The organism is Vibrio orientalis CIP 102891 = ATCC 33934 (genome assembly GCF_000176235.1).
Classification (GTDB): Bacteria; Pseudomonadota; Gammaproteobacteria; order Enterobacterales; family Vibrionaceae; genus Vibrio; species Vibrio orientalis.
The window spans coordinates 389360-411146 of sequence record NZ_ACZV01000005.1 but is presented as its reverse complement, the minus strand read 5'-3'; the positions used below and the strand labels follow the sequence as shown (position 1 = coordinate 411146).

The following is a 21787-nucleotide window of genomic DNA, read 5'->3' as shown; positions in this document are numbered from 1 at the left end:
TCCTTTAACTTACACTGACGCTGTATTTTGCTCTAATTGTTCTATGAGCGAAGGTTCCCACTGAGAGACTTGCGCTTGCATAGCTTCTTGTTTTAAATGTTGAAATTGTTCTTTAGCCATCCCATCAAGGTGATGATGTTTCAGCAGTTCGGCGCTAAGCAGTCGCCAGTAAAACTTCTCTCGTGGTTCACTCGCTTTAACTAAACCATCATTGATTCTCGACATCGCAACGGCAATTCCGCCTTCTTTCGCAAGGTTAAAGACTTCATCCCTTTGCTCTTGCCAACTGTTCATTCGCGGCGCTGATGCATTGAGACCTTCACTGCTCTCCAACCACTGCTTAACTGAATCGGAGATAAACGGCTCACCATCCTTGAACTTCAAGTTGGTGACGTGAGGAAAGCGCTCCATAAACATCTGGGTCTCTTCTCTAATCGCTTGGCACCACTGCTCATAGCCAAGCGCTTTGGCGATATCATGACTGAGCAATTGCCCTTCGAACCAAAATGGTGACATGGTGATACTCTGTTCCACTTGTCGCCACAGCGCTAAGTTGGGCTGAGAACAACGGTCTCGGTACTCTTTGGCACGGTCAGGATTCATTCCTCTTAGCAAGCAATGTCCATTACTATCATGATCTGGTAACGAGCTAATCGCCCCCCACAAAGCATGACGACGCACTCGAATCGACAGCGCTGCCCCAAATTCTTGCTCTGAAAGAAAGTCAGCGACTTTAAACAAGGTTTCTTTGGCCGCTTTGCCACTTGAGTTATCAATAACCAAAGGGGCAGGTCTGGTGTCAGGTACACTTAATGCTGCCTCGGAAGTCACTGGCGACTCTTGGCGGTTTACCTGCTCACGCTCACTCGCTTTACGTAGTTGGTTCTCTATGGTTAAAGCAATCGACTCAACCATGTCTGATTGGAGCTCATTCGTCGTAATAACTTCCTGCCATGCTGACACCGCACAGTTCAAGTCGTCTCGTGCTTGACCATCAAGTTGGCTAAAGTCGAACTTATCCAACGCCATCGAGAAGCGTTGGCACATTTGACTAAAGAATTTACGACGAGGAAGGTTGCCGCGTTTACCTGGCGCAGGAAAACTCTCCTGCCAATAGTGAGAAATAAAATCTCCCATCACATTGAATGAAGCGATCAAGCGATCTGCGCTCAAGTCTTGATGCAGACATTGCAGCAAGTACACCAAGAGTTTGATGTCTTTACTTTTTTCTTTAAGTAACTGGAGTGTACTGTGCTCCACCTCTTGCCACTGAACGCTAGCATGAGAGAGTGACCCTACCTTCATCATTTGATCTTCAATGAAATCAAATAATGGTTCATCCAGTAGACGTTCACCTACAGGAGAGGCATCACTGATCGGTGAGACAATGCAAGTGCGGTATTGAGTAAGTTCCATATTTACCACCGACAACGCTGACGTAAGGGACGCAGCGCCGCTTGCAGAGCCACTGTGTCAAACTGCAACCCATCAACCGTTTCTGAGTTTGACCTCAGCGTGACCTTTCTCTGTTGAGCCATGCGTTTCATCAACTCAATCGCCGGAAGACCCTGTGCTGATGAGAACACCACTCCTTCATCATCACTTCTCCAATACTCACGCTGACCTTGTGCCACTGAAACGGAAATGCGAGCATCAATTAATGGCTTAGGTAGCGCTAACTGGACTCGACTGATTTCATCCATACAGCTCATAACGAGCACCGGGGAATCAACGTCTCCTAGGGGCAAAGCCGGTAAAGTGACCCAAGCATCCTTACCTGAGTCAGATTCATTCAAGTCCGGAGTCAGGTTGTCCTCCGCTCTACTTTTTGGGTAAGCAAGCATCCACGCTTTAGGCTTATCGGCCTCATGATTCTGTCCGTTTAAAGCCACGGGCGTATCAAACAACTGATCAAAACATCTTAGTCGCTCAAGCCTTTTAGCAATGATTCGACATTGATCCACCTGTTCCCACTGATATGTATTTGTCGCTTGAGCGTTCACAGGCAACCACCAAAGGGCACATGCCAAGCCAACAAGTCTGGTTATCACTACTCTCACAGCGCTTTGATCTCCAGCTTCTGACACTTGTATGCCAATGTTCTCTTTGGGATGCCTAAACTTTTGGCAGCTTTACCTCGATTGCCAGCGAAGAAGTTTAAGCGGTCGCGAATAATCTGTTCTTCATAATCACTCACCGCTTGCTTCAAGTCAGTGATGCCAGCAAAGTCACTCGGTTGATGCTGATAAGGGCTGTCTTGAATAAAGTGAGAAGGAGCAACCATCTGTGTTGGCTCGCTCAAGCTTTTCAGTTCAAAGTTTAAACATGCGATACGATTAGCTAGGCTTCCTTCACTGATTTCCGAGTTATCATCAGTCTGCGCGCAACCAAACTCGATTAGGTGTTTTAGTTCGCGCACGTTGCCTGGGAAAGCATACTGCTTTAAGCAATCTAGTGCTCGGTAATGAAGACCACGAATAGTGCGCCCATGAAGTTCATTAAACTCATTAATGAAATGAAGACTCAGTTGCTCGATATCTTCTAGGCGCTCCGCTAACTTCGGTAGAGTTAACGGATATTGAAACAGTCGGTAATAGAGGTCCTGTCTGAACTTCTTTGCTTGGACTTGAGCCAACAGGTTGACGTGTGTTGCTGAGACCAGGCGAAAGTCAGACGCTTGCTCCTCTTTGCCACCCACAGGTCTAAATCTTTTGCTCTCAAGTACACGCAATAGCTTGGCTTGCAGCGCTAACGGCATGTCACCAATTTCATCCAAGAATAGCGTTCCACCATCGGCTTGAGCAATCAGTCCCTGGCGATCCGAATCGGCACCAGAGAAGGCGCCTTTGCAATAACCAAACAGTTCACTTTCTAGCAGGTTCTCAGGAATCGCCGCACAGTTAATCGCCACCATTGGTTTTTGATTACGAGCAGAAAGCTGGTGAATCGCTTGGGCAACAAGCTCTTTACCTGTGCCCGTCTCACCTTGGACCATCACGGAGAGTTGCGACGCTGCCGCACTCACAATCTGTTGACGAAGCCTTTGCATGATGCGACTTTCACCAATAAGTGAGTGAGACAGATCATTAGCAAGCTCATGCTGCTTTCTATCACGTTGAATCTCACTGAGAGATTGCGATAACTCTTTAAGATCTCGCTGCTCTTTCTCTAATTCATCAAGTAATTGCCACTGTTTGGTAAACACGCCAACAAACGCAGTACACATGTCGTCTTCAAAAGCGGTGTTGATTTTGCTTGGCTCCCCTTGCATATAAAGTACAAATTGAACGTACTTTGACTGCAAAGGTAGCGGCTGAATGCGCACCCCATCGAACATGCCAACTTGAGAAACTAATTCACAGAACGCGCGATCCGTTTGCCAAAATAGCAACTCATCGGCAGAAAGCGTCATCGCCTTAGAATTTTGCAATACGTGAGCAAACGGGTTGCTCAAATCATTCACTGACCACGATACAGATAAACTGGAATCGTGTGGGATCAGTCGACGCCCTTCATTGTTGGGAGAAAGCACCAAGCAATGCGCCAAACTCAACTCTTCAATCAATACTTTAGCGAATGTCTGAGTTAACTCATCTTTGGACTTAATGCCAATCAGCTCAGTCGTCCTTACTAACCAATTCGCCATGCCTACTCCACTTCGCCTTTAAATTGGCCGTCAACGGCGGACAATTGGATACGATTAACCGGTTTCTGCTCTGAAAGTTTGTTGAGTAGCGCAAGAGAAACAGGTGGTAGAAGCTGACCTTCAATGATGGCTTCAAGCATTCTAGCGCCATTTTCTGAACGCGTTGCTCGGGCAAGGATCTCATCAATTAATGAAGGTTCAATAACCACCTCAGCTTCATAACGCTCTTTAAACAGATGCTCTAAACGCTCAAGTTTCGCTCTGACAATAACTTCAAGGACTTGAGGAGAAAGTGGCATATAAGGGATGACTTCCATACGAGCAAGTAACGCTGGTTTGAAGAAGGCAGCAAGCTCAGGATAAAGCGCATCATCAAGATCATCTAAACGCTCTGAGTAGTCGACGATCGTTTGAAAGCCTAGGTTCGACGTCAGGAAGAAAACCACATTCTGGCAATCGATGATTCGTCCTTCACCATCAGCAAGCTCACCTTTATCAAAGGCCTGATAGAAGAGGTTTAATACTTCAGGGTGTGCTTTTTCGACTTCATCAAGCAAAACGACCGAGTAAGGCATTTTGCGAATCGCCTCTGTTAACACACCGCCCTCACCGTAGCCAACGTAGCCAGGTGGAGAGCCAATCAATCGCGAAACGGTGTGCTTCTCTTGATACTCAGACATGTTGATGGTGGTTAAGAACTGTTTGCCACCATAGAGATGCTCGGCCAACTGCACGACAGTCTCGGTTTTACCCACACCACTTGGGCCAACGAGAAGAAATGCACCTTTCGGTCTCCCTGGACGACGAAGGTCGGCTCTCGCTGTCAGCAGATGTTTATGTACTCGCTCAATAGCAACGTCTTGACCTTTAATTGCACGACCTAAAATAGAGGTCAAATGGGTAATTTTGTACAGCTCGTCACTGTTCATTTGATCGACAGGTACGCCAGTCCAATCGGCAATCACTTCGGCGATTTGCTGCTCATCAACCTGAGGGTGAATCAGTCGTTCTCTATGAGGAATCGCATCAATCTCTTTGTACTTGGCACGGATCTGCTCACTGCACGCTAAACGCTCTTCGTCACTTTGTTCATCTGCGGATAGCTCCGAGCGCAGAGCAATGATCTCTTCTACAAGTTGCTTTTGATGCTGCCAACTTGCGCTCAGTGCCTGATGCTCTTGCTCATCAGCAACACTTTGCGTTTGCAACTCATCTAATCTAGCCGTATCTAAGTCTTGACCTAACAACTGAGCACGATTGAGCATATCAATCTCTAGCTGACGCTGATGTTTAGCCGTTTCAATTGCAGCAAGACGCTTAGGAGGAGTCGTTAGATTAATCGCAATACGAGCACATGCAGTATCTAACACATCGATCGCCTTATCCGGCAGTTGACGACCAGAGATATAACGTGCCGACAGCTCTGAAGCGGCTTTAAGCGCTTCGTCTGTAATTAGGACTTTATGAGTGGTTTCATAAACTGAGTTAAGTCCTCGTAAGATATCAACGGCTTGCTCGACACTCGGTTCATCCAGCTTGACCAGTTGGAATCTGCGCGTCAATGCAGGATCTTTCTCAAAATACTTCTTATATTCTTTCCAAGTTGTCGCGGCAATAGTACTTAGCTCACCACGGGCAAGAGCCGGTTTCAGCAAATTCGCTGCATCACCGCCACCTTCTTGGTTACCCGCGCCGATAAGCGTATGCGCTTCGTCAATGAAAAGGATAATTGGCGATGGTGAATGCTTGATTGCGTCAATCACACCTTTCAGTCGTTTTTCAAACTCACCTTTCACCGAAGCACCCGCTTGAAGTAGCCCTAGATCCAGCGAGTAGAGCTCGACATTTTTTAGCTGATTAGGTACCTGCCCAGAAGCGATACATAGTGCTAGCCCTTCGATGACAGCGCTTTTACCTACCCCTGCATCTCCCACGACGATCGGATTGTTCTTTCTACGGCGGCAAAGGATATCGATCATTAAACTGATCTCATGCTCTCGGCATAGCACAGGATCCAGTTCTTGGTTACGCGCTTGCTCTGTCACATTAGTACAGTACTTATCTAAAATGGATAAATCTGAACCTGATACAGCGTTGTTTTTCTGCGTTTTATCAGCCACTTGAGTTTCTGAAGAATCAACTAAGATCGCAGAAAAGTGTTTACGTAAACTTTCGCGATTGATGCTGTTGGTCACTTTGACCAAGTTCGGAACCATGTAACGATCTGCGCGCGTCAAAGCGGCAAGCAGAATCGCACCAGAACGTAGTTCAGTCTGATTCAGTTCTGTGGTTGAAAGTAACCATGCCTCTTGAAGTAACTCTACCAATAGCGGAGAAAACGCAGGGTAACTGTCTAAAGATACCTCTCGAGCATAGCCATCAACCAAAGCGCGATTAAGCTCATCGCTATCAAGATTAGATTGTTTAAATATCAGCCTAACATCTGATAACGGGTTATTTAGTAGAACCTCAAGATAGTGCTCGAAAGTAATTTCGCCATGTTGGCGCTCAATACAAACGGTCGCAGCTTGTTCTAGTGCAAGCTTACTCTGCTCGTTTAACTTTGATATAAGAGTTGGAAGTTCAATACGTATCACGGTAATAACCTAGCCTTAATTATTGTTATAAAATTTGATTTAGCTGTTCAATCACGTCACTTGTTTTGACATGAAGGAGATAGCTGTAACCAATAAATGTTCCTACCCAAAGCAGCGCGAAACCTGCAAATATGGTCCAAATAGGTAACTGCTTGCTGATCTTGTATTTAGAGCGAACAACGTGCTCTGTTGCATGAGTCAGTTGAACCGGTTTCTGCTCTTCGTCGTGATGCAATAAGTGATAGAGTCGATCGATGACTTTTTCTCTTTCTAGTTGGCCCGACTCAATCACGCGATATTTACCTTCAAAGCCTAAAACTAAGCATTGGTAGATAAACTCCAACAGCTCGGTGTAATTTTCAGGCTCTTTTTCTAGGCGTTTCAGGACCGTAAATACCTTCTCTCCGCCCCAAGTTTCATTGTGAAAACGAGACAAAAGTGAGTGCTCAGCCCATACCGTGTTCGCGCCCCATTCGGTGCCTAACACAGCCTCATCGAGGAAGGTGCACAAGATATACCGATAGGCCATTAGCACGGCATGTTCGTAGCCCAGACCTGTCAGCTCAATTTCAATATTTTTGATTTCCTCTAACGTCTGCTCGTAGATTGCTTCAATATTTTCGCAATCTGTTAACTGACGAATACGCAAGGAAAGTCCGAACAAAGGCGTCGACGCATCAATAAGTGGGTTGTGCAAACTCCCACGCAGTTGAAACCAATAATCTTGGTCATGGTTTATTTTTTCAGCATCATCAAACAGTAAGCTGCTGAATTGAGTACTTTTCTTATCCACGTCTAATCCCTTATTGCCCAGAACTGTAAATCGAGGTCGTCAAATGCGGCCGCAATATGGAAAGCAAAGCCACTTGACTGCGAGAGCTGCTGCCATGCACTACTTGTTTTATCCAACTGGTAATAGATATAGCCAGCGTGATACGGCAATTGACGTGGTGCGACAGGTAACACCACCAAAGGAACACCAGGTAATTGCAAAGAAATCAACTCACGGATTTTCTCTACCGAAGAGACTTTGGTTTGCTGGGTAAATTGGCGACGTAAATCATCCATTGGCATACGTGCTTTGACTGCGATGATAAAGTCAGCGGTTTGCATCAACTGCGGATCTTGAATTGGTGCTACCATCAAGCCATATTTGCGTTTATCAAGTTGAATCGCGACGGCTCTCGGTTCGAGTACCACACTAAGCGCTTGGCGTAAGTTACGAATCAAAGGCCAAAATGATTCCGTCGGCATGTCATGGTTATAGCTAGCCAAACTTGGTGGCAACCTACTCTCATCAGTAAACGTTGCTAGCTCACCAACCATCGAAGATAAACTTTCAAACAGACGCTCTGGATGCAGACTACGTAGCTCTGCCAAATGGTGAATTTGTGGCTGTAAGCGGTTTAGAGCCTGTAGCAACATAAAGTCAGAGACATCGGCGACACCACCTTGAGTAGGCGAGCCAATTCGTTGAGCAATGTTTTTGGCACGCTCGCGCATCAAGCCTGAGATTTCGTTAATGAAGCGGTGAAGTGATGAGTTCGCAGCAACATTGACATGGCAAGGAATAAAGTCTGGGTCCATAACCACGCTACCATCAGGACGCTTTTCCAGTATTCTTCCTACCGCCATAGAGGCATACGCACTGCGATCTTCTTTTTCCAACATCAATTGGATACGAATAGGAGAGACATCGATGGTGGTCATATCACCTTGTAAGGTATGGACATCACGCACTTCTAGTCGTCGACTTTCATACCTGCCCGTACCCTGAGCGTCTGGCCAGTTAATCTCTCTTAAAGACTCACTACGCAAAGGAACCGCCAAGTAAACAAGCTGGTTTGCTAGTGACGCGTCTTCGATCTCTAACGCGTCTGGATGAACATCTTCTTGAGGGATACGAAAGACCGAACCATCCGGCATCACGCCAACCGCTCGCTCAATGGCAATGCGGCCAAACGAAAGGTACTCAGGATTGAACGCAAACTCTGAAATACCGTACAAATAACGACTGACCGTACTCAATCGCTCATCCATAAAGTATTCCGAGTATCGCTGTTGCTGTTGGAAGTGCTGGGGTTTTATGAAAAGTCCTTCGTTCCAAATTACACGATTTCGTGAAAACATCTTCTCTATTCCACCCTTTGTAAATCTACTTCGTAATCACTAATAAGCATTAGTAAGTGATACTCCCTGCCCTGCTTGATGACCTTGACGGCCTTCTTCCATTCACTGAGTTCAATGTCGGAAAAATTGGCGAGAACACCGATATAGTTTGTCTCGTCAGTCACTTCGATTTCATTAACAAACTTGAATTGACCTGGTAGCAACACGTAGTCATAGCTCTTGATAAAGTTGCTTTTTAAAGCCTTTTTATAGTCTTGTTTGAGCTGGTCATAGCTAGATGACATAAACATCGAATCATCAACTAACTCAAATACTTGAATCTCAACTGGTGCGGCTTCTCCCCACACATTCGGATTCATTCCCTCTGTCGCTACGAGACTGAATGTCACCTTCGTGGGTGCTTTTGCTGGGCTTACAGGTTCACTGCTACACCCAGTCAGTAACGCAAAACAAAAGCACGCAAAGAGCAAATGTCTCACGATCAGTACTCCAATTGCTGTTCTCGAATTTTTCGGTCATACGATTGTTCGAAGATTTCCCAGAACAATTTTTCAAATCCTTGCTGACGATGTGACGCCAATTCTTGGTAGTAGCTACAGTACATTTGCCAAGCCCAAGCATCGCTGTCCTCAACACTAGATTGGTGAGAGCGCTTATAGTTTTGGAAGCGACTTAGAAGTACTTCAGGAGAAAATGCACCTAAGATTTGCGTTAGAGCTTCGCCTGTTGCGTACTGCATCGCCTCATTGTGCGCTTGTACATTGGCTAAACTTTCTTCAATCGCAAATGGCGCTGACAGATGCACCGCACTTTTATTTGAGTCATAAAGCGTTTGAATGGTCTCTTGATAAGAGAGCCCTAGCCTTAGAGGGTTATCTTCTATCGGCTGTAAGTTGCGGTTTAGCGTGCCAAAGCGGCCTTGGTTGGCTTGTTGATGCAAGGCTAAGATGCCTTTAATGCATGACTGTAATGACTCACCCAACTCTTGAGACAACATCTGCATACGTGCAATATCATCGGTACCACTTAGCTGCGCGCCCAAGCCATTAAGCAAAGGTCCTGTCAGTAAATGTCCGCCTAAACCGGAAGTCGATACATCACTACTTGTTTCCGTAGGAAGGCTCTTTGCCACCTCTTCCTCTAACAAATCTAATTCTTGTTCGTCCATTTGAAAGCCCTCTAAAACGTTGGTTGTTATTTTTTGCTGGTCAAATCCAGTCACCTGGCTTGACTCGATTTTTTGTGTCGTATTGGTATTTTGCTCTGGCTGATTCGCTTGCTTGGAGCGAAAACCAAAATTAAGAATTTTCTTGAGCATCATCGATGACGACAGCTCGTTGTTGCTGTCTGCTTGCATAACCATGCCCGACTCTTGTGCTGAAAAATCTTCTTCAAGCCCTAAGCTAGCTGGCACTGAGTCATTATTATTTTGCGGCTCATCATCAATCAGAGACTGTGTCTTTTCTGAAACGTAATCACCCAACGCATCTAATGGATCCGTTCTCTCTACAGGCTTCGGTTTAGGTGTGAGTTCCTGCTCAGGCACATGATTTGATAAAAGGTCGGCTGCTGGCTCAGAAAAAAGGGTGTTGAGAGATTCAGAGCAAATTTCTGTATCTAAGTCGCCGACAATGACTCGTATCTCGTATGGGCCAACTCGGACCTGATCGTTGTGCGCCAGTTTTGCTAACAACTCTTTACCCACTGGCATCACAGAACCATTGATGTACGTCTCACCACAAAGATCCTTGAGACAAAAAGCGCCATCGAGCATCAATATTTCGCAATGCTCAGGAAAAACTTCACCCTGAGAGTCAGAAAGTAACCAATGCGCGCTGTCATCAGCACCGATGATGCCGCCCTCAACTCCCCATTCGATTAGCGCCGAGAGTCTTGACTCTAGTTTTTGTACATTGGTAACCAATAACGTCAGCTTGGTTAAAGGTGATTTACCCATCATCATTGCCTTACTTGAATTAATACGTTTTTCTTGTCGTTGCTTTGGCCAAGAAACGATGTCCAACCCAAGGCGACATTCGACTCTTTGCTCAGTAGGATTTGTTGCGGTTCTTCACTCGCCATGGTCAGAGATAAGTCGTACGCCATTTGTTCACGTAAGATGAACTCGACCAATTTACAAAGTGGTTCAAACTCCTTACCTGACGGCAAGAAATCTAAGAACCGACTACGGCTTAGCCCATCAATCCAAATCGTGAACTTGCCATTACAATCGACCACTGAATCTCCGACCATCGTTGACACCCCCAAGGCTGCGTTCCCTTGGCCTATCGAGGTTTGCTGTGAGGGTGCGATATCCACCTTTCTTTTCGTCCACTGCTCAATTCGAACCTCTTTCAAATCAAAACAATGGGCGATAATTCCCGCCACCACTTGTGGAGAGCGACTTCGACCCGCTAACGTGCCCGAATAAGCCAGCATCTTGCACCAGTTGATTGGCGTGTCACCTCTAAGGTCCGTTGACCCCAATCCAACCAAAGAAAGTAGCTGCGCTGAAAAGTCGTCTTTCGCATCTGGTTGAAAGCGAACGAAGTATCGGTACTTTCGCCATATGCGATATAGCAGGCTAATTAAGCGGTTATTGAAAAAATCAAAAAACTGCTGCTTTTGTCCACCAGGCCCTTCCATCAAAAGTTGCTCAACGACATAGCCAGGGAGCGGCGATTGTGCACCTGACAGGCCAAAAAAGTTGGTCGTCATGATCATGCGGTCATCATTGAGTAAATCTAAACTCGCCACATCTGCCGGCGAAAAACCCAAACTTGGATTTCCACTGAACATCAATTGGCAGCTGCGCTCCCACTCATACTCTTCAGGGTCGACCCCTTTCAGCTTTTGCACCAATTCAACCAATTGGTAAAAGCTATAATCATGTACTTCACTCGGCATACCGATTGGCTGCTGAGTCTCCTCGTCACCACTTAAATGAGAGGTTGCATTCCCGTTTGAGAACCCCATGTATACCTCTCTTGATTAGTAACATTGACGACGTGCAGCTCGTGGAACGAGTTGATGCTGGCGTATAACGCGAAGAAGTGACTTAAAACCGTACCAAATAGATAAAGATCGCCTTCAGAGCCAAAGCCCGCTTGATCAATATAAAGTGTGGACTGCAAGCCCCTTATCGGTAGGCCGCGCATAATTTTGTCGATTGGCTTTGACTCAATCTTTTGAATCGCCTCTAGACGACGTTTTGATACTTTTTCTGCCTGACGATCGACGAGTGCTTTAAAGTCATACGCTCTTAAAACACTGCTTAACGCATCCTTTGAGAGAAGCGATAAGTAGTTAAGGGACAAGTTAGAAATCAGCGTCCATAGCAAGCTTCCATCCAGCACAGGTCTTAATGATTGAGATGGAACCGAGATATTGGAAAATGTGGCAAAAGGCGGCGAAGTATCTGTTGCTTCACAGATATCGCCAACGCCTAGCTCTAAAGGCAATAGTCGATTGGTACAGGTGAGCTTTATTGATACCGCTTCATCGACATCAATAGAGACAGTTTCGTCACTTCTGACAAAAGATATAAAGCTGTCAAAGCCATCTTTTCGAATGCTCTCTTTGATTCGAGTTCGATAGTAAAGAGCTTGGCGGTGACGCACTCGTTCAACCTCATGTTGAAAGCTCTCAAAAGGAGAATAAACACGCTTTGAACCTCGGACCCGCTTTCCTTCATGCTGTCCGTCTTGCCAACCGACAACACTTTCAACATTAAACACTTCATAATGCGCTGGATAACGACTCGACGGCACCACCCGATACTCAGAATGACGACCAGATAAAGCGATCGGGTCAGCGTCGTGATGGAACAAGTTAATAATTGGCGTACAGTAAAGTTGGAAGTTCTCTTTCTGTACCCTTACATCAACAGGAAGCGTCTTGGAAAAGTGCAGCTTAATGGTAAATTCACCACTGACACTTTTTGGAATAACTTTATCTAAGCGTGATAGGTCAAAAAAGTGGAAGGCTTCAGGAAACGACAGATACTCCTGCAGAATACGATATCCCTCATAGACGTTGGTCGGATAAGGGAGTAGAGCGTCATTGCTGGCAAAACCAACAACACTAAAACTGTCTTTAGGTAGAGAAAACTCAGCACCATTTATGTCAATGGTCACTTTATCCAGGTAGTGGTTTAGCCACAGATAAAGCATTTGAGAACTGTATTTGTCACCACCAAGATAAAAGCGCAGATCCTCTAGAAGAGCATTACCCAGAGTGACATCACCCTGAGTGCTCAACATCACATCTATAACGGTGGCTTCGCGAGTGTGTTGTGCTCGTACATCAACACTCTCTATCGGATAAATTTCCACTTCCCTACACGTCTGGAAATGACATTTCGTGCCGAAAATTGCTTTACTATCGACCTGCGTTCCTTTGTGGATCAACTGCTTTTCACTGACACTTTGATCCGGTGCAAACGCCAAGATACTCATACTCGGCACAGGTCGAAGGTAATTGGGCCAAAGCATATTAATCATCGAGTGAGTCAGTTCAGGAAACTCGTCTTCAACTTTCTCTCGCAAGCGCCCAGTTAAGAAAGCAAAACCTTCTAGTAAGCGTTCAACATCCGGGTCTAATGTTCGACCATGGAGGAAACGGGAAAGCTGAGGGTAAATCTCAGTAAACTCCCTTCCTTGCTCTTTAAGAAAAGTAAGCTCTTCTCTAAAGTATTTATCTTGGCTCATATTCCTTAAACCACTCGATATTTTCTGTTCTGGTCTAGCAGCAAGTTAAATTGAACCTTGTCATGTATCGCATCACTATTTATCTGTGCAGTGATACGAAACTGCAGAGATAGTGGGCGATCTCGGTCCAAAATAGCGGTCACTTCTATATGTTTTAAACGTGGCTCAAACTGGCGTAGACAGTCTTGAATAGATAACTTCACCTTCAAAGACAAATCTAAGGTATCTAGCGTGGCATCATTAAAATCGATAAGGCCTAGGGTTGGCGCACTTTGCGCTCCTCCAACCCGAGTATTGAGGACTTTAGCGACATTTCGTTTAATCGAAGCCAACACATCTGTTGGATAAGGACCTTGAGTAAATGAAACAGGATCAGAGTTGGCTTCTAAACGTTCTAAGAAGCCAACACCAAACGTACTCTCTTCTGGTGCAAAGTACGTCATTTCAATTACGCCTGATCTAGTCGACCAACAAGTGACAGTTCAAAGTTTGCGCCCATATACTTAAAGTGAGGACGAACAGACAATGACACTTGGTACCAACCAGGGTTTCCTTGTACGTCAGCAACATCAATCTTTGCTGCACGTAGTGGACGTCGGCTGCGTACATCTGCTGGTGGGTTTTCCTGATCCGCGACAAATTGCTTAATCCAAGTGTTAAGCTCTCGCTCAAGATCTTGACGCTCTTTCCATGAACCAATCTGTTCGCGTTGTAGCACTTTGATATAGTGCGCTAGGCGGTTAATGATCATCATGTAAGGCAACTGAGTACCAAGCTTATAGTTAGTCTCGGCCTCTTTACCTTCTTTGGTATTTGGGAATACCTTCGGCTTTTGGATAGAGTTAGCTGAGAAAAACGCCGCGTTATCACTGCCCTTACGCATAGTCAGGGCAATGAAGCCTTCTTCTGCTAATTCAAACTCTTTACGATCAGTAATCAACACTTCTGTTGGGATCTTCGCTTGAAGAGCACCCATTGACTCAAATACGTGAACAGGCAGATCTTCAACAGCACCGCCACTTTGCGGGCCGATAATATTTGGACACCAACGGTATTTGGCGAAACTATCGGTTAGTCTTGTCGCAAGTGCGAACGCCGTATTACCCCATAGATAATGTTCGTGTGATGCCGCAACACTTTCAGCGTAATTGAATGATTTGATAGGATTCTCTACTGGGTCATAAGGAACACGCAGTAAGAAACGAGGGGCCGTTAGGCCAAGGTAACGCGCATCTTCTGATTCACGAAGTGAACGCCACTTGGTGTATTTAGGGCTTTCAAAGATTGATTTTACATCTTTAATATTTGGTAGCTCTTCATAGCTATCTAAGCCGAAGAACTCAGGCCCTACACTCGATAAGAACGGGGCATGAGCCATTGCACCTAGTGCGCCCATATATTGAAGTAGCTTCATGTCTGGAGTTGAAGGGGTGAAACTAAAATTGCCGACAATTGCGCCCGTTGGCTCACCACCAAATTGACCATAGCCAGATGAGTAAACATGTTTATACAGTCCAGACTGCGTTGTTTCTGGAGCAAATTCAAAATCTTCTAATAGTTCATCTTTTGTTACATGCAGAAGATCGATTTTATTGTTCTCGCCAAAGTCCGTGCGATCCACGAGTAACTTCAGGCCGCGCCAAGCTGATTCCATTTGCTGGAACTTCTCGTCATGCAGAATCTCGTCCATTTGCGCGCTGATTTTCTTGTCTAGTTCAACAAGCATTTGATCAACGAGAGATTTGTTAACTGCTTCATCAGTTTGCTGTGAACCAATCAAATTCTCGATAAACGCGGCAACTCCTTTTTTGGCAACGTCATAACCTTCTTCGCTTGGTGCGAGCTTGGTCTGTGCCATAATTTCATCTAATAGACTCCCCTCAGAGAGTTGTGGTCTTTCTAGTACCGATTCTGTAGACATTAAAATGTATCCCTAATCCAAAATGACAAATGTTAGTCGTGTTAACTTGTTCTAATTACTTTCTTCACTAACGAGGTTGAGTTCACTGAGTAGCTTGTCGCGAGACTCCTCAGAACTCAGTAGTTCCTGCAAGCGCTCTCTGAATGCGGGAATGTTGCCAAGTGGTCCTTTTAGCGCTACTAGGGCTTCTCTTAGCTCAATAAGTTTATTCAACTCAGGGACTTGGCTAGCGATAGAGTCTGGGTTGAAATCTGTAAGAGCGTTGAAGCGAAGTTCAACTGGCATATCAGCATTTTCATCGTCGCCTAGTTTGTTTTTGACGACCGTAGACAAACCTAATTCACTTTCTCGCATAACAGACTCGAAGTTATTTTTGTCTACTGAAACGGTACTGCGCTCCTCAACAGGCGTGTCTTCGGTATGGCCTTTAAAGTCACCTACTACTAGAGTCTTTAGTGGTAGCTCGATTTCAGCCTGAGCATCGCCAGTTGCAGGGATATATTTAATATTAATGCGTTCTTTAGGTGCAACGCTTCCTTCCTTCGACATAGTCAAGGGTCTCCGATTTAATTTACAGGGTGGGTGACGTTTATTGAATTAGGATTAATAGTCTAAATAGTGTAGAAAAATAAATTAATTAAACTTAATTTCTTTCGCCAATTAAACTTATTTATTAAAAATACACATAACTTAATTCCCAATCCATTAGTGTGGAATATTACTTCATTTGCTAAAAGCGGAACATAAGACAGTAACCAGAAAATGGTAAGAATAATCCGACGCAAATATGAGTTATATCGCATCAAAACATTCTTAATTAGTACTGGACACTGTCTAATACTTCGTCATATCTAATAAAGTCTTTCTTTGATAATAAGGAACTTCTAATGTAATCAGATTCCTTTGCTTGTTCTTTATCTGTTAGTTTTGTCAGTTTAGAAAAATCATCTTCAGCTTGAGAATATAAAGATGGTAATAAATCTCTACCTGCTGATTGCAAAAACACTTCTAGGTACGCCTTTGATCTAACTAAATCTATACCAACAAAACTGTACTGATCACTCTCGCCTCGATAGATTCTTGAAAGTGATATTAGAGAGGTTAAATCTCCATTTTCTAACGCTTTTTCGCGCCAAACCAAAGCTTGTTTAAAGTCACTTTCCGATTCGAAGATCGTGACAATACGCCTAATCGCGGGTATATAGCCTAACTCAGCGGCCTTAACGTATTGGCGTAGCATAGCCCGCTCTCCTTTGGCTTGAAAAATGAAACTTTTATGACCACTTTTAATTCTTTCACCTTCTTCCATAAAAGCTTTTGCTACATCAAACTGTTGCGCTTTTTCTAAATAGTAATCAGATAACTCGTCGTTATCTTGATAGTAATACTGGGATAGTCTGAAGTACGCAAAGCTCGGCTCAGTGGCACCTAGCTCTATCAATTGGTCATGGTATTCATCACGCAGCTTCGCCTTTTCTGCAATGCTTAACCAATCAGCTCTAGTGTATAGGTAGCGCTTAGCTGCTAGGCTGCCATTGCTCGCTGCAAGCATCATGTATTGTTGATAAGAATCATCTTCCTGATGAGAAGAACGCTTTCTCTTAAGCTCGCTCGCGTAGACATAGCTCGCGTTAGCGTGACCAGCGTCAGCGGCAAATTTCAAGTATTCTAATGCGGCATTATTTTTTAGCTGAACTCGTAAAAGCTCACCATATTCATAGGCTTCATTAGGTGTCAACGTACTAACATCGTACATTTCTTTCCCAATAGCCGAAGAAGAAAGCCAGATAATAAAAGCCAGTGTAACAAGTGTCTTTTTGACTAATGTATCAAGTAAGTAACTAGCCAATGTTAACACTGCTTCCTCCTTGTAAAACACCACCACAACTGACAGAGTCACCTATTCTCGCGGCTGGTTTACCGTCAATTTTTACGCTTGCTGAGCCTGAGGATATCGCCCTGTCATGTTTAGGGTTTTTAGGTTTGTCGTGCGCCTCTAAGGGGTCTCCTAAACGGGCAACTGAAATACCATCTACTTTTACCGTTCCCGAACCCGATATAATGGGTGTCGGTGGAAATCCGTCATGGCCAGTACCAATATGTCCAACAAGAGCTGCTTTGCCCATTTCTATCTCCTAGCCATTTAATCCTTCAGCACTGCCTCTAAAGCAAATATCAAACCAAGTATTATTTTGTACGAAAAGTTAATAATTACGTCAGATTCAGGCAGAGACTCTAACTTATTTTTTGTGCATTAGGCAACAAGTTACTCAGAATAAGTAATATATTTCCAACTCTTGCCCAAGAGCCTTTAAATAATAAACATATCAATTTCACAGAAGAAAGCACTTATTAATTTAATTATTATTTATATGCCTACAGATAAATTAGAACATTATTAGTGACAGATTTATAAAATAAAAAATAATTATTTTGGAAGTAGTCATTAATTTTTAATTAACAAATTGGGAATATTCCCAATAAAACATATATTACTAATGTATATAATAACGTGAACAGTATGGCAGTCTGTGTTAGTATCGCCCGCTTAATTTTCATGAGGTCAGTGGAATGGATTGTCGATTAGGATGTGGAGCATGTTGTGTTGCTCCGAGTATTTCATCTCCTATTCCAGGTATGCCAAACGGCAAACCTGCTGGAGTGCGCTGCGTTCAGCTCAATGATAAGAATCTATGCAATCTGTTTGGAAAATCAGAGAGACCTAAGGTGTGTCACCAATTTAAGGCATGCCCAATTATATGTGGCGCTACAACTCAGCAAGCTTTGGACAATATTACAGAGCTAGAAAGTATCACCTGATAGCGCGGGCAATAATTTGCCCATGGTGTTTTTTCAGATACAAAAAAACCGCAGTAGATGCGGTTTTTTATTTAGGACAGCTTTTGCCTTCCGAGTAATGAATGCGACAAAGTTGTACCGTCAACTAACTCTAGTTCACCACCAACAGGGACACCATGAGCAATTCGGCTTGCAGAAACCTGATGTTCACGACAAAGCTCTGCTATATAATGAGCCGTCGCTTCGCCTTCAACTGTCGGATTGGTCGCTAGAATCACTTCCGTAATATCTCCACGACGAAGACGGTAATCGAGCACGTCTAGGCCAATATCACTAGGGCCAATTCCATCTAATGGCGATAGATGCCCCATCAACACAAAATAACGCCCTGAGAACTGACCAGTTGCTTCTACCGCAGCAATATCTGCCGGGCTTTCTACCACACACATTTGGCCGTTTTCTTGTCGTTTGGGATTGGTACAGATATGACAAACTTCTTCTTCTGTAAAAGTTCGACATTCACTGCAGTGACCAATTTCGGTCATTGACTGACTGAGCGCATCCGCTAACTGCAATCCGCCTTTTCTATCTCGCTGTAACAAATGAAAGGCCATACGCTGCGCCGACTTGGGGCCAACCCCAGGTAGACAGCGTAAGGCCTCCATCAATTGCTCCAGCATATGACTGGTGCGCATTAACTTTTACTCAATTAGAATGGCATCTTCATGCCTGGTGGTAGTTGCATACCGCCAGTTACGCCTGCCATTTTTTCTTTTTGAGTTTCCTCAACACGACGCGCCGCATCGTTAAATGCAGCAGCGATCAAATCTTCTAGCATTTCTTTGTCGTCTTCCATTAGACTCTCGTCAATTTCAACACGACGAACACTGTGACTACCAGTAATCGTTACTTTCACTAGGCCAGCACCAGATTCACCGGTTACTTCCATATTAGCGATTTCTTCTTGAAGCTTTTGCATGCGATCTTGCATTTGCTGGGCTTGCTTCATTAGATTGCCCATACCGCCTTTACCAAACATGTTTATCTCTCTGGTTATTTAGCTTGTTTCGTTATTAGATTGGGCTGAAGCCAAATAGTTTCAACCCCTCAAATTAAATTGGCCTTACACTCTCAGTGTCTAACTCTGCCGCAAATCGCTTTTCGATAAATTGCACATGCGGATCATTTTCTAAGCTAGTAAATGCCTGTTGCAGTCGACCTTGGTAGAGTTTATCTCTTAACTCAAGCGGGGTTTCTCCACTATCACCGACTACAACACTTAATTGACATTCTTCGCCTAAGACTCGGTTTAGCTCGCCAAGCAGCTCACTTTGGGCCCTATCGGTATTTAAGTGCGCCTGTGTTGATCGTAGTGTTAAAGCGATAGTAGAGCCACTTTTCTCATACCAAGAGTTCAGCGCTAATTGCTCTGTTAGCTTCGCTGTATTGAGCTGACTGATAAGTTTGGCCCAGTCACTTTGGTTCAAGCTCTCATCGACTAGCTTTTGCACCATTTCCGGTGTTTTTTCATGTTCTAACGCCTTTTTGAGTAGTGTTGGCGTTAGTTCGAGAGTCTCTTTTTTAGTCTGTGGGAGGCTTGGCTTCCACTGATAAGGCTCATTCTTTGCGGGTTCAGGTGCCACGTTTGGATTATGGCTTGATAATGGCGACACCTGCCCTGCTCCAGCGTGTTTCTTAGCTACACGGTCAAGAACAGACTCTGATTTTGCAGATGTCGCATTAGCCTTTTTTGGCGAATTACCCTGAGTAGGATTAATACCTTTACGCTGAGAACGCAATTGATGCCTCAAGCCACTCACCGGTGAGGATGAACGCGCATCAGATTGTGGACGAGTCATCGGTTGAGACTGCGGCGCTTCCTGCATCGAACCATATTGCTCTGGTGGTGGCATATATTGAGGTTCATCATAGTGCGGCGGTGGTTCTGGCATGTAATCCATTGGAGGCGCATCGTAACCTTGCGTTGGCGGCACAGGGCTCTCAGATGCCATATTCTTAGGAGCTGGAGTCTGCGGAGCTTGAGGTGCAGAAGCAAGCTGAGGCTTCGGCGCCGGCTGTGACGCCGCTACTGGCGCACTAGCAACCTGTGGCTCTGCATCAGTCGAAATCACGTTCGCCTGAGGTTTAGACGCAGGTCTAAATGCCATCATTCGCAGAATAACCATCTCTAGACCAATACGTTCAGACGGTGCCAAAGGCAGGTCTTCTCGGCCTTTCAACGCAATCTGATAGTACAGTTGAACATCTTGCGGGCTTAAAGCACGACTTAACAGTTCAATTTTTTCAGCGTCCGGTTGAGCTTGGTCTAGTGTTGCAGGTAGAGCTTGATACATCGCTAGGCGATGTAATTGAGTCGATAATTGTTGAAGTAACCCATCCCACTCTACGCCATTTTGAGCCAGTGCAGAGATACATTCCATAGCGGTCTGAGCTTGCTTAGAGCTGATGGCTTCAAGTAAGTGCAATGCTTGGTCGGTATCTAACGTGCCGAGCATGTGTGCAACGCTATCTGTGATAACTTGACCATTACCAAGTGCAATGGCTTGGTCCGTTAAACTCAAAGCATCGCGCATACTGCCATCAGCGGCATGAGAAATCATACCCAAGGCGCGCGCTTCGGCGCTTACTTGCTCTTCTTTTAGAATATGATCAAGCTGCTCATGAATAGTATCAACACTGATTGGCTTCAAATGGAACTGAAGGCAACGCGATAAAATCGTCACCGGCAGTTTTTGAGGATCGGTTGTGGCCAACAAGAACTTCACATACTCAGGCGGCTCTTCGAGCGTCTTTAGCAGTGCATTGAAACTGTGGCGCGAAAGCATGTGGACTTCATCGATAAGGTAAACCTTAAAACGGCCACGTGCAGGCTTGTACTGAACGTTGTCCAGTAGTTCACGAGTATCTTCAACCTTAGTGCGAGAAGCCGCATCGATTTCCAATAAATCGACAAAACGACCTTCGTCTATCTCTTTACAAGTATCACACGTACCACATGGATTTGCGGTAATACCTGTTTCACAATTCAACCCTTTAGCAAACAAACGTCCGATCGATGTTTTACCGACCCCCCGTGTGCCACTAAACAGGTACGCGTGGTGTAAACGGTTCTGGGCTAAAGCATTTTCAAGTGCTGTTAAAACGTGGGCTTGACCAACGACTTCATTAAACTTCGTAGGTCGCCACTTTCGCGCTAAGGCAAGATAACTCATGAAACTATACCTATTAATAACCTACCCGATTAGTGACCTTCAAACTCACAGATGCTGTATACGTCTAGGCCTAAACCTTCAAGACGCTTATCACCACCAATTTCAGGAAGGTTAATCACAAACGCAGCGTGTTCTACGACACCACCAAGTTGACGAATGAGCTTAGTCGTTGCTTCAATCGTGCCGCCAGTTGCTAACAGATCATCAACCATTAGAACTTTGTCACCTTCAACGATCGCATCAGTATGGATCTCAAGAGTGTCCGTGCCGTATTCTAGCTCGTATGACTGAGCGACAGTTGCGCGCGGTAACTTGCCAGGTTTACGTACTGGTACAAAACCAAGGCCTAGTTCAAGAGCAAGTGGAGCACCAAATAGGAAACCACGAGCTTCCGTACCCACAACTTTGGTAAAGCCCATATCTTTGTACTTATCAACAAGTAGCTGGATAGTCGCTTGGTAAGCCTTTGCGTCTTCCATTAGGCTCGTCACATCACGAAAGAGAATGCCTGGTTTTGGGTAGTCTGGAATGCTTTTGATGCTCGATTTGATCTGCGCGATTGTTTCAGTTGTCATAATTCTATACTTAGATTGGCTATATCATTGCTAGACACCATCAAAGGGGTCTAGGTTCAGCATAGTTTTCAGCACAATCTACCCTATCGATAGGCCCGAAACAGTCATCACGGATCGTTGTGCTTAAAACAGTGCCTAAAAAACAAACGCCCACTTAAAAAAGTGGGCACACTTCCT

At 44.8% G+C, this 21787-nt stretch carries 20 protein-coding genes; 1 reads left to right on the top strand and 19 read right to left on the bottom strand.

The genetic code is table 11. From position 1 onward, the window contains the following. Positions 1-9: 9 nt before the first annotated feature. The 15 genes from tssA to VIA_RS12340 all read right to left on the bottom strand — a co-directional run bounded on the left by tssA (position 10) and on the right by VIA_RS12340 (position 17129). Positions 10-1416: a type VI secretion system protein TssA gene (gene tssA, locus VIA_RS12410; RefSeq protein WP_004413355.1), complete on the bottom strand. Its 1407-nt coding sequence runs from the start codon at positions 1414-1416 to the stop codon at positions 10-12. Between the two features lie 2 nt (positions 1417-1418). Further along, positions 1419-2051, bottom strand: a complete 633-nt coding sequence (gene vasI / locus VIA_RS12405) for a type VI secretion system-associated protein VasI (RefSeq protein WP_071816337.1) — start codon at positions 2049-2051, stop codon at positions 1419-1421. A 5-nt stretch (positions 2052-2056) separates the two neighbouring features. After that, a complete protein-coding gene (locus tag VIA_RS12400; protein ID WP_004413353.1) occupies positions 2057-3646 on the bottom strand; it encodes a sigma-54 interaction domain-containing protein in 1590 nt (529 codons plus the stop codon). Between the two features lie 2 nt (positions 3647-3648). Next, positions 3649-6243 (bottom strand): type VI secretion system ATPase TssH, encoded by a 2595-nt coding sequence (tssH, locus tag VIA_RS12395; protein ID WP_004413352.1) that lies wholly within the window; start codon positions 6241-6243, stop codon positions 3649-3651. Positions 6244-6268: 25 nt separating this feature from the next. Then, entirely contained in the window at positions 6269-7036 is a 768-nt protein-coding gene (icmH, locus tag VIA_RS12390) for a type IVB secretion system protein IcmH/DotU (protein WP_004413351.1), read from the bottom strand. Positions 7037-7038: 2 nt separating this feature from the next. Further along, on the bottom strand, positions 7039-8373 hold the full coding sequence (gene tssK / locus VIA_RS12385; protein WP_038211088.1) for a type VI secretion system baseplate subunit TssK: 1335 nt from the start codon (positions 8371-8373) through the stop codon (positions 7039-7041). 5 nt (positions 8374-8378) lie between these two features. Next, positions 8379-8852, bottom strand: coding sequence for a type VI secretion system lipoprotein TssJ (tssJ, locus tag VIA_RS12380; protein ID WP_004417153.1), 474 nt, complete (start codon positions 8850-8852; stop codon positions 8379-8381). 2 nt (positions 8853-8854) lie between these two features. Next, a complete protein-coding gene (tagH, locus tag VIA_RS12375; protein WP_004413348.1) occupies positions 8855-10330 on the bottom strand; it encodes a type VI secretion system-associated FHA domain protein TagH in 1476 nt (491 codons plus the stop codon). A 2-nt stretch (positions 10331-10332) separates the two neighbouring features. Then, a complete protein-coding gene (gene tssG, locus VIA_RS12370) occupies positions 10333-11349 on the bottom strand; it encodes a type VI secretion system baseplate subunit TssG (RefSeq protein ID WP_004413347.1) in 1017 nt (338 codons plus the stop codon). Beyond that, complete coding sequence (gene tssF, locus VIA_RS12365; RefSeq protein WP_004413346.1) at positions 11313-13082, bottom strand: type VI secretion system baseplate subunit TssF; 1770 nt, start codon at positions 13080-13082, stop codon at positions 11313-11315. The genes tssG and tssF overlap by 37 nt, the downstream gene beginning before the upstream one ends. A gap of 5 nt (positions 13083-13087) precedes the next feature. Then, positions 13088-13525 carry a type VI secretion system baseplate subunit TssE gene (gene tssE / locus VIA_RS12360; RefSeq protein WP_004413345.1) on the bottom strand — a complete coding sequence of 146 codons (438 nt, stop codon included), beginning with the start codon at positions 13523-13525 and terminating at the stop codon, positions 13088-13090. A 5-nt stretch (positions 13526-13530) separates the two neighbouring features. Further along, entirely contained in the window at positions 13531-15003 is a 1473-nt protein-coding gene (gene tssC / locus VIA_RS12355) for a type VI secretion system contractile sheath large subunit (RefSeq protein ID WP_004413344.1), read from the bottom strand. Between the two features lie 51 nt (positions 15004-15054). Then, positions 15055-15552 carry a type VI secretion system contractile sheath small subunit gene (gene tssB / locus VIA_RS12350; protein WP_004413343.1) on the bottom strand — a complete coding sequence of 166 codons (498 nt, stop codon included), beginning with the start codon at positions 15550-15552 and terminating at the stop codon, positions 15055-15057. Positions 15553-15820: 268 nt separating this feature from the next. Next, positions 15821-16861, bottom strand: coding sequence for a hypothetical protein (locus tag VIA_RS12345; protein WP_004413342.1), 1041 nt, complete (start codon positions 16859-16861; stop codon positions 15821-15823). Next, entirely contained in the window at positions 16845-17129 is a 285-nt protein-coding gene (locus VIA_RS12340; protein ID WP_004417146.1) for a type VI secretion system PAAR protein, read from the bottom strand. Before VIA_RS12340 ends, VIA_RS12345 begins: the two co-directional genes overlap by 17 nt. A gap of 445 nt (positions 17130-17574) precedes the next feature. Between VIA_RS12340 and VIA_RS21730 the strand changes: the two genes are divergently transcribed. Continuing rightward, positions 17575-17823, top strand: coding sequence for a YkgJ family cysteine cluster protein (locus tag VIA_RS21730; protein WP_004417145.1), 249 nt, complete (start codon positions 17575-17577; stop codon positions 17821-17823). Between the two features lie 71 nt (positions 17824-17894). Here the strand turns inward: VIA_RS21730 and recR are convergent, their stop codons facing one another. The 4 genes from recR to apt all read right to left on the bottom strand — a co-directional run bounded on the left by recR (position 17895) and on the right by apt (position 21610). Further along, positions 17895-18497 (bottom strand): recombination mediator RecR, encoded by a 603-nt coding sequence (gene recR, locus VIA_RS12335; protein ID WP_004413340.1) that lies wholly within the window; start codon positions 18495-18497, stop codon positions 17895-17897. Positions 18498-18511: 14 nt separating this feature from the next. Further along, a complete protein-coding gene (locus VIA_RS12330) occupies positions 18512-18841 on the bottom strand; it encodes a YbaB/EbfC family nucleoid-associated protein (protein ID WP_004413339.1) in 330 nt (109 codons plus the stop codon). A gap of 73 nt (positions 18842-18914) precedes the next feature. Beyond that, on the bottom strand, positions 18915-21035 hold the full coding sequence (dnaX, locus tag VIA_RS12325) for a DNA polymerase III subunit gamma/tau (RefSeq protein ID WP_004413338.1): 2121 nt from the start codon (positions 21033-21035) through the stop codon (positions 18915-18917). Between the two features lie 29 nt (positions 21036-21064). After that, complete coding sequence (gene apt / locus VIA_RS12320; RefSeq protein ID WP_004413337.1) at positions 21065-21610, bottom strand: adenine phosphoribosyltransferase; 546 nt, start codon at positions 21608-21610, stop codon at positions 21065-21067. Positions 21611-21787: the final 177 nt, after the last annotated feature.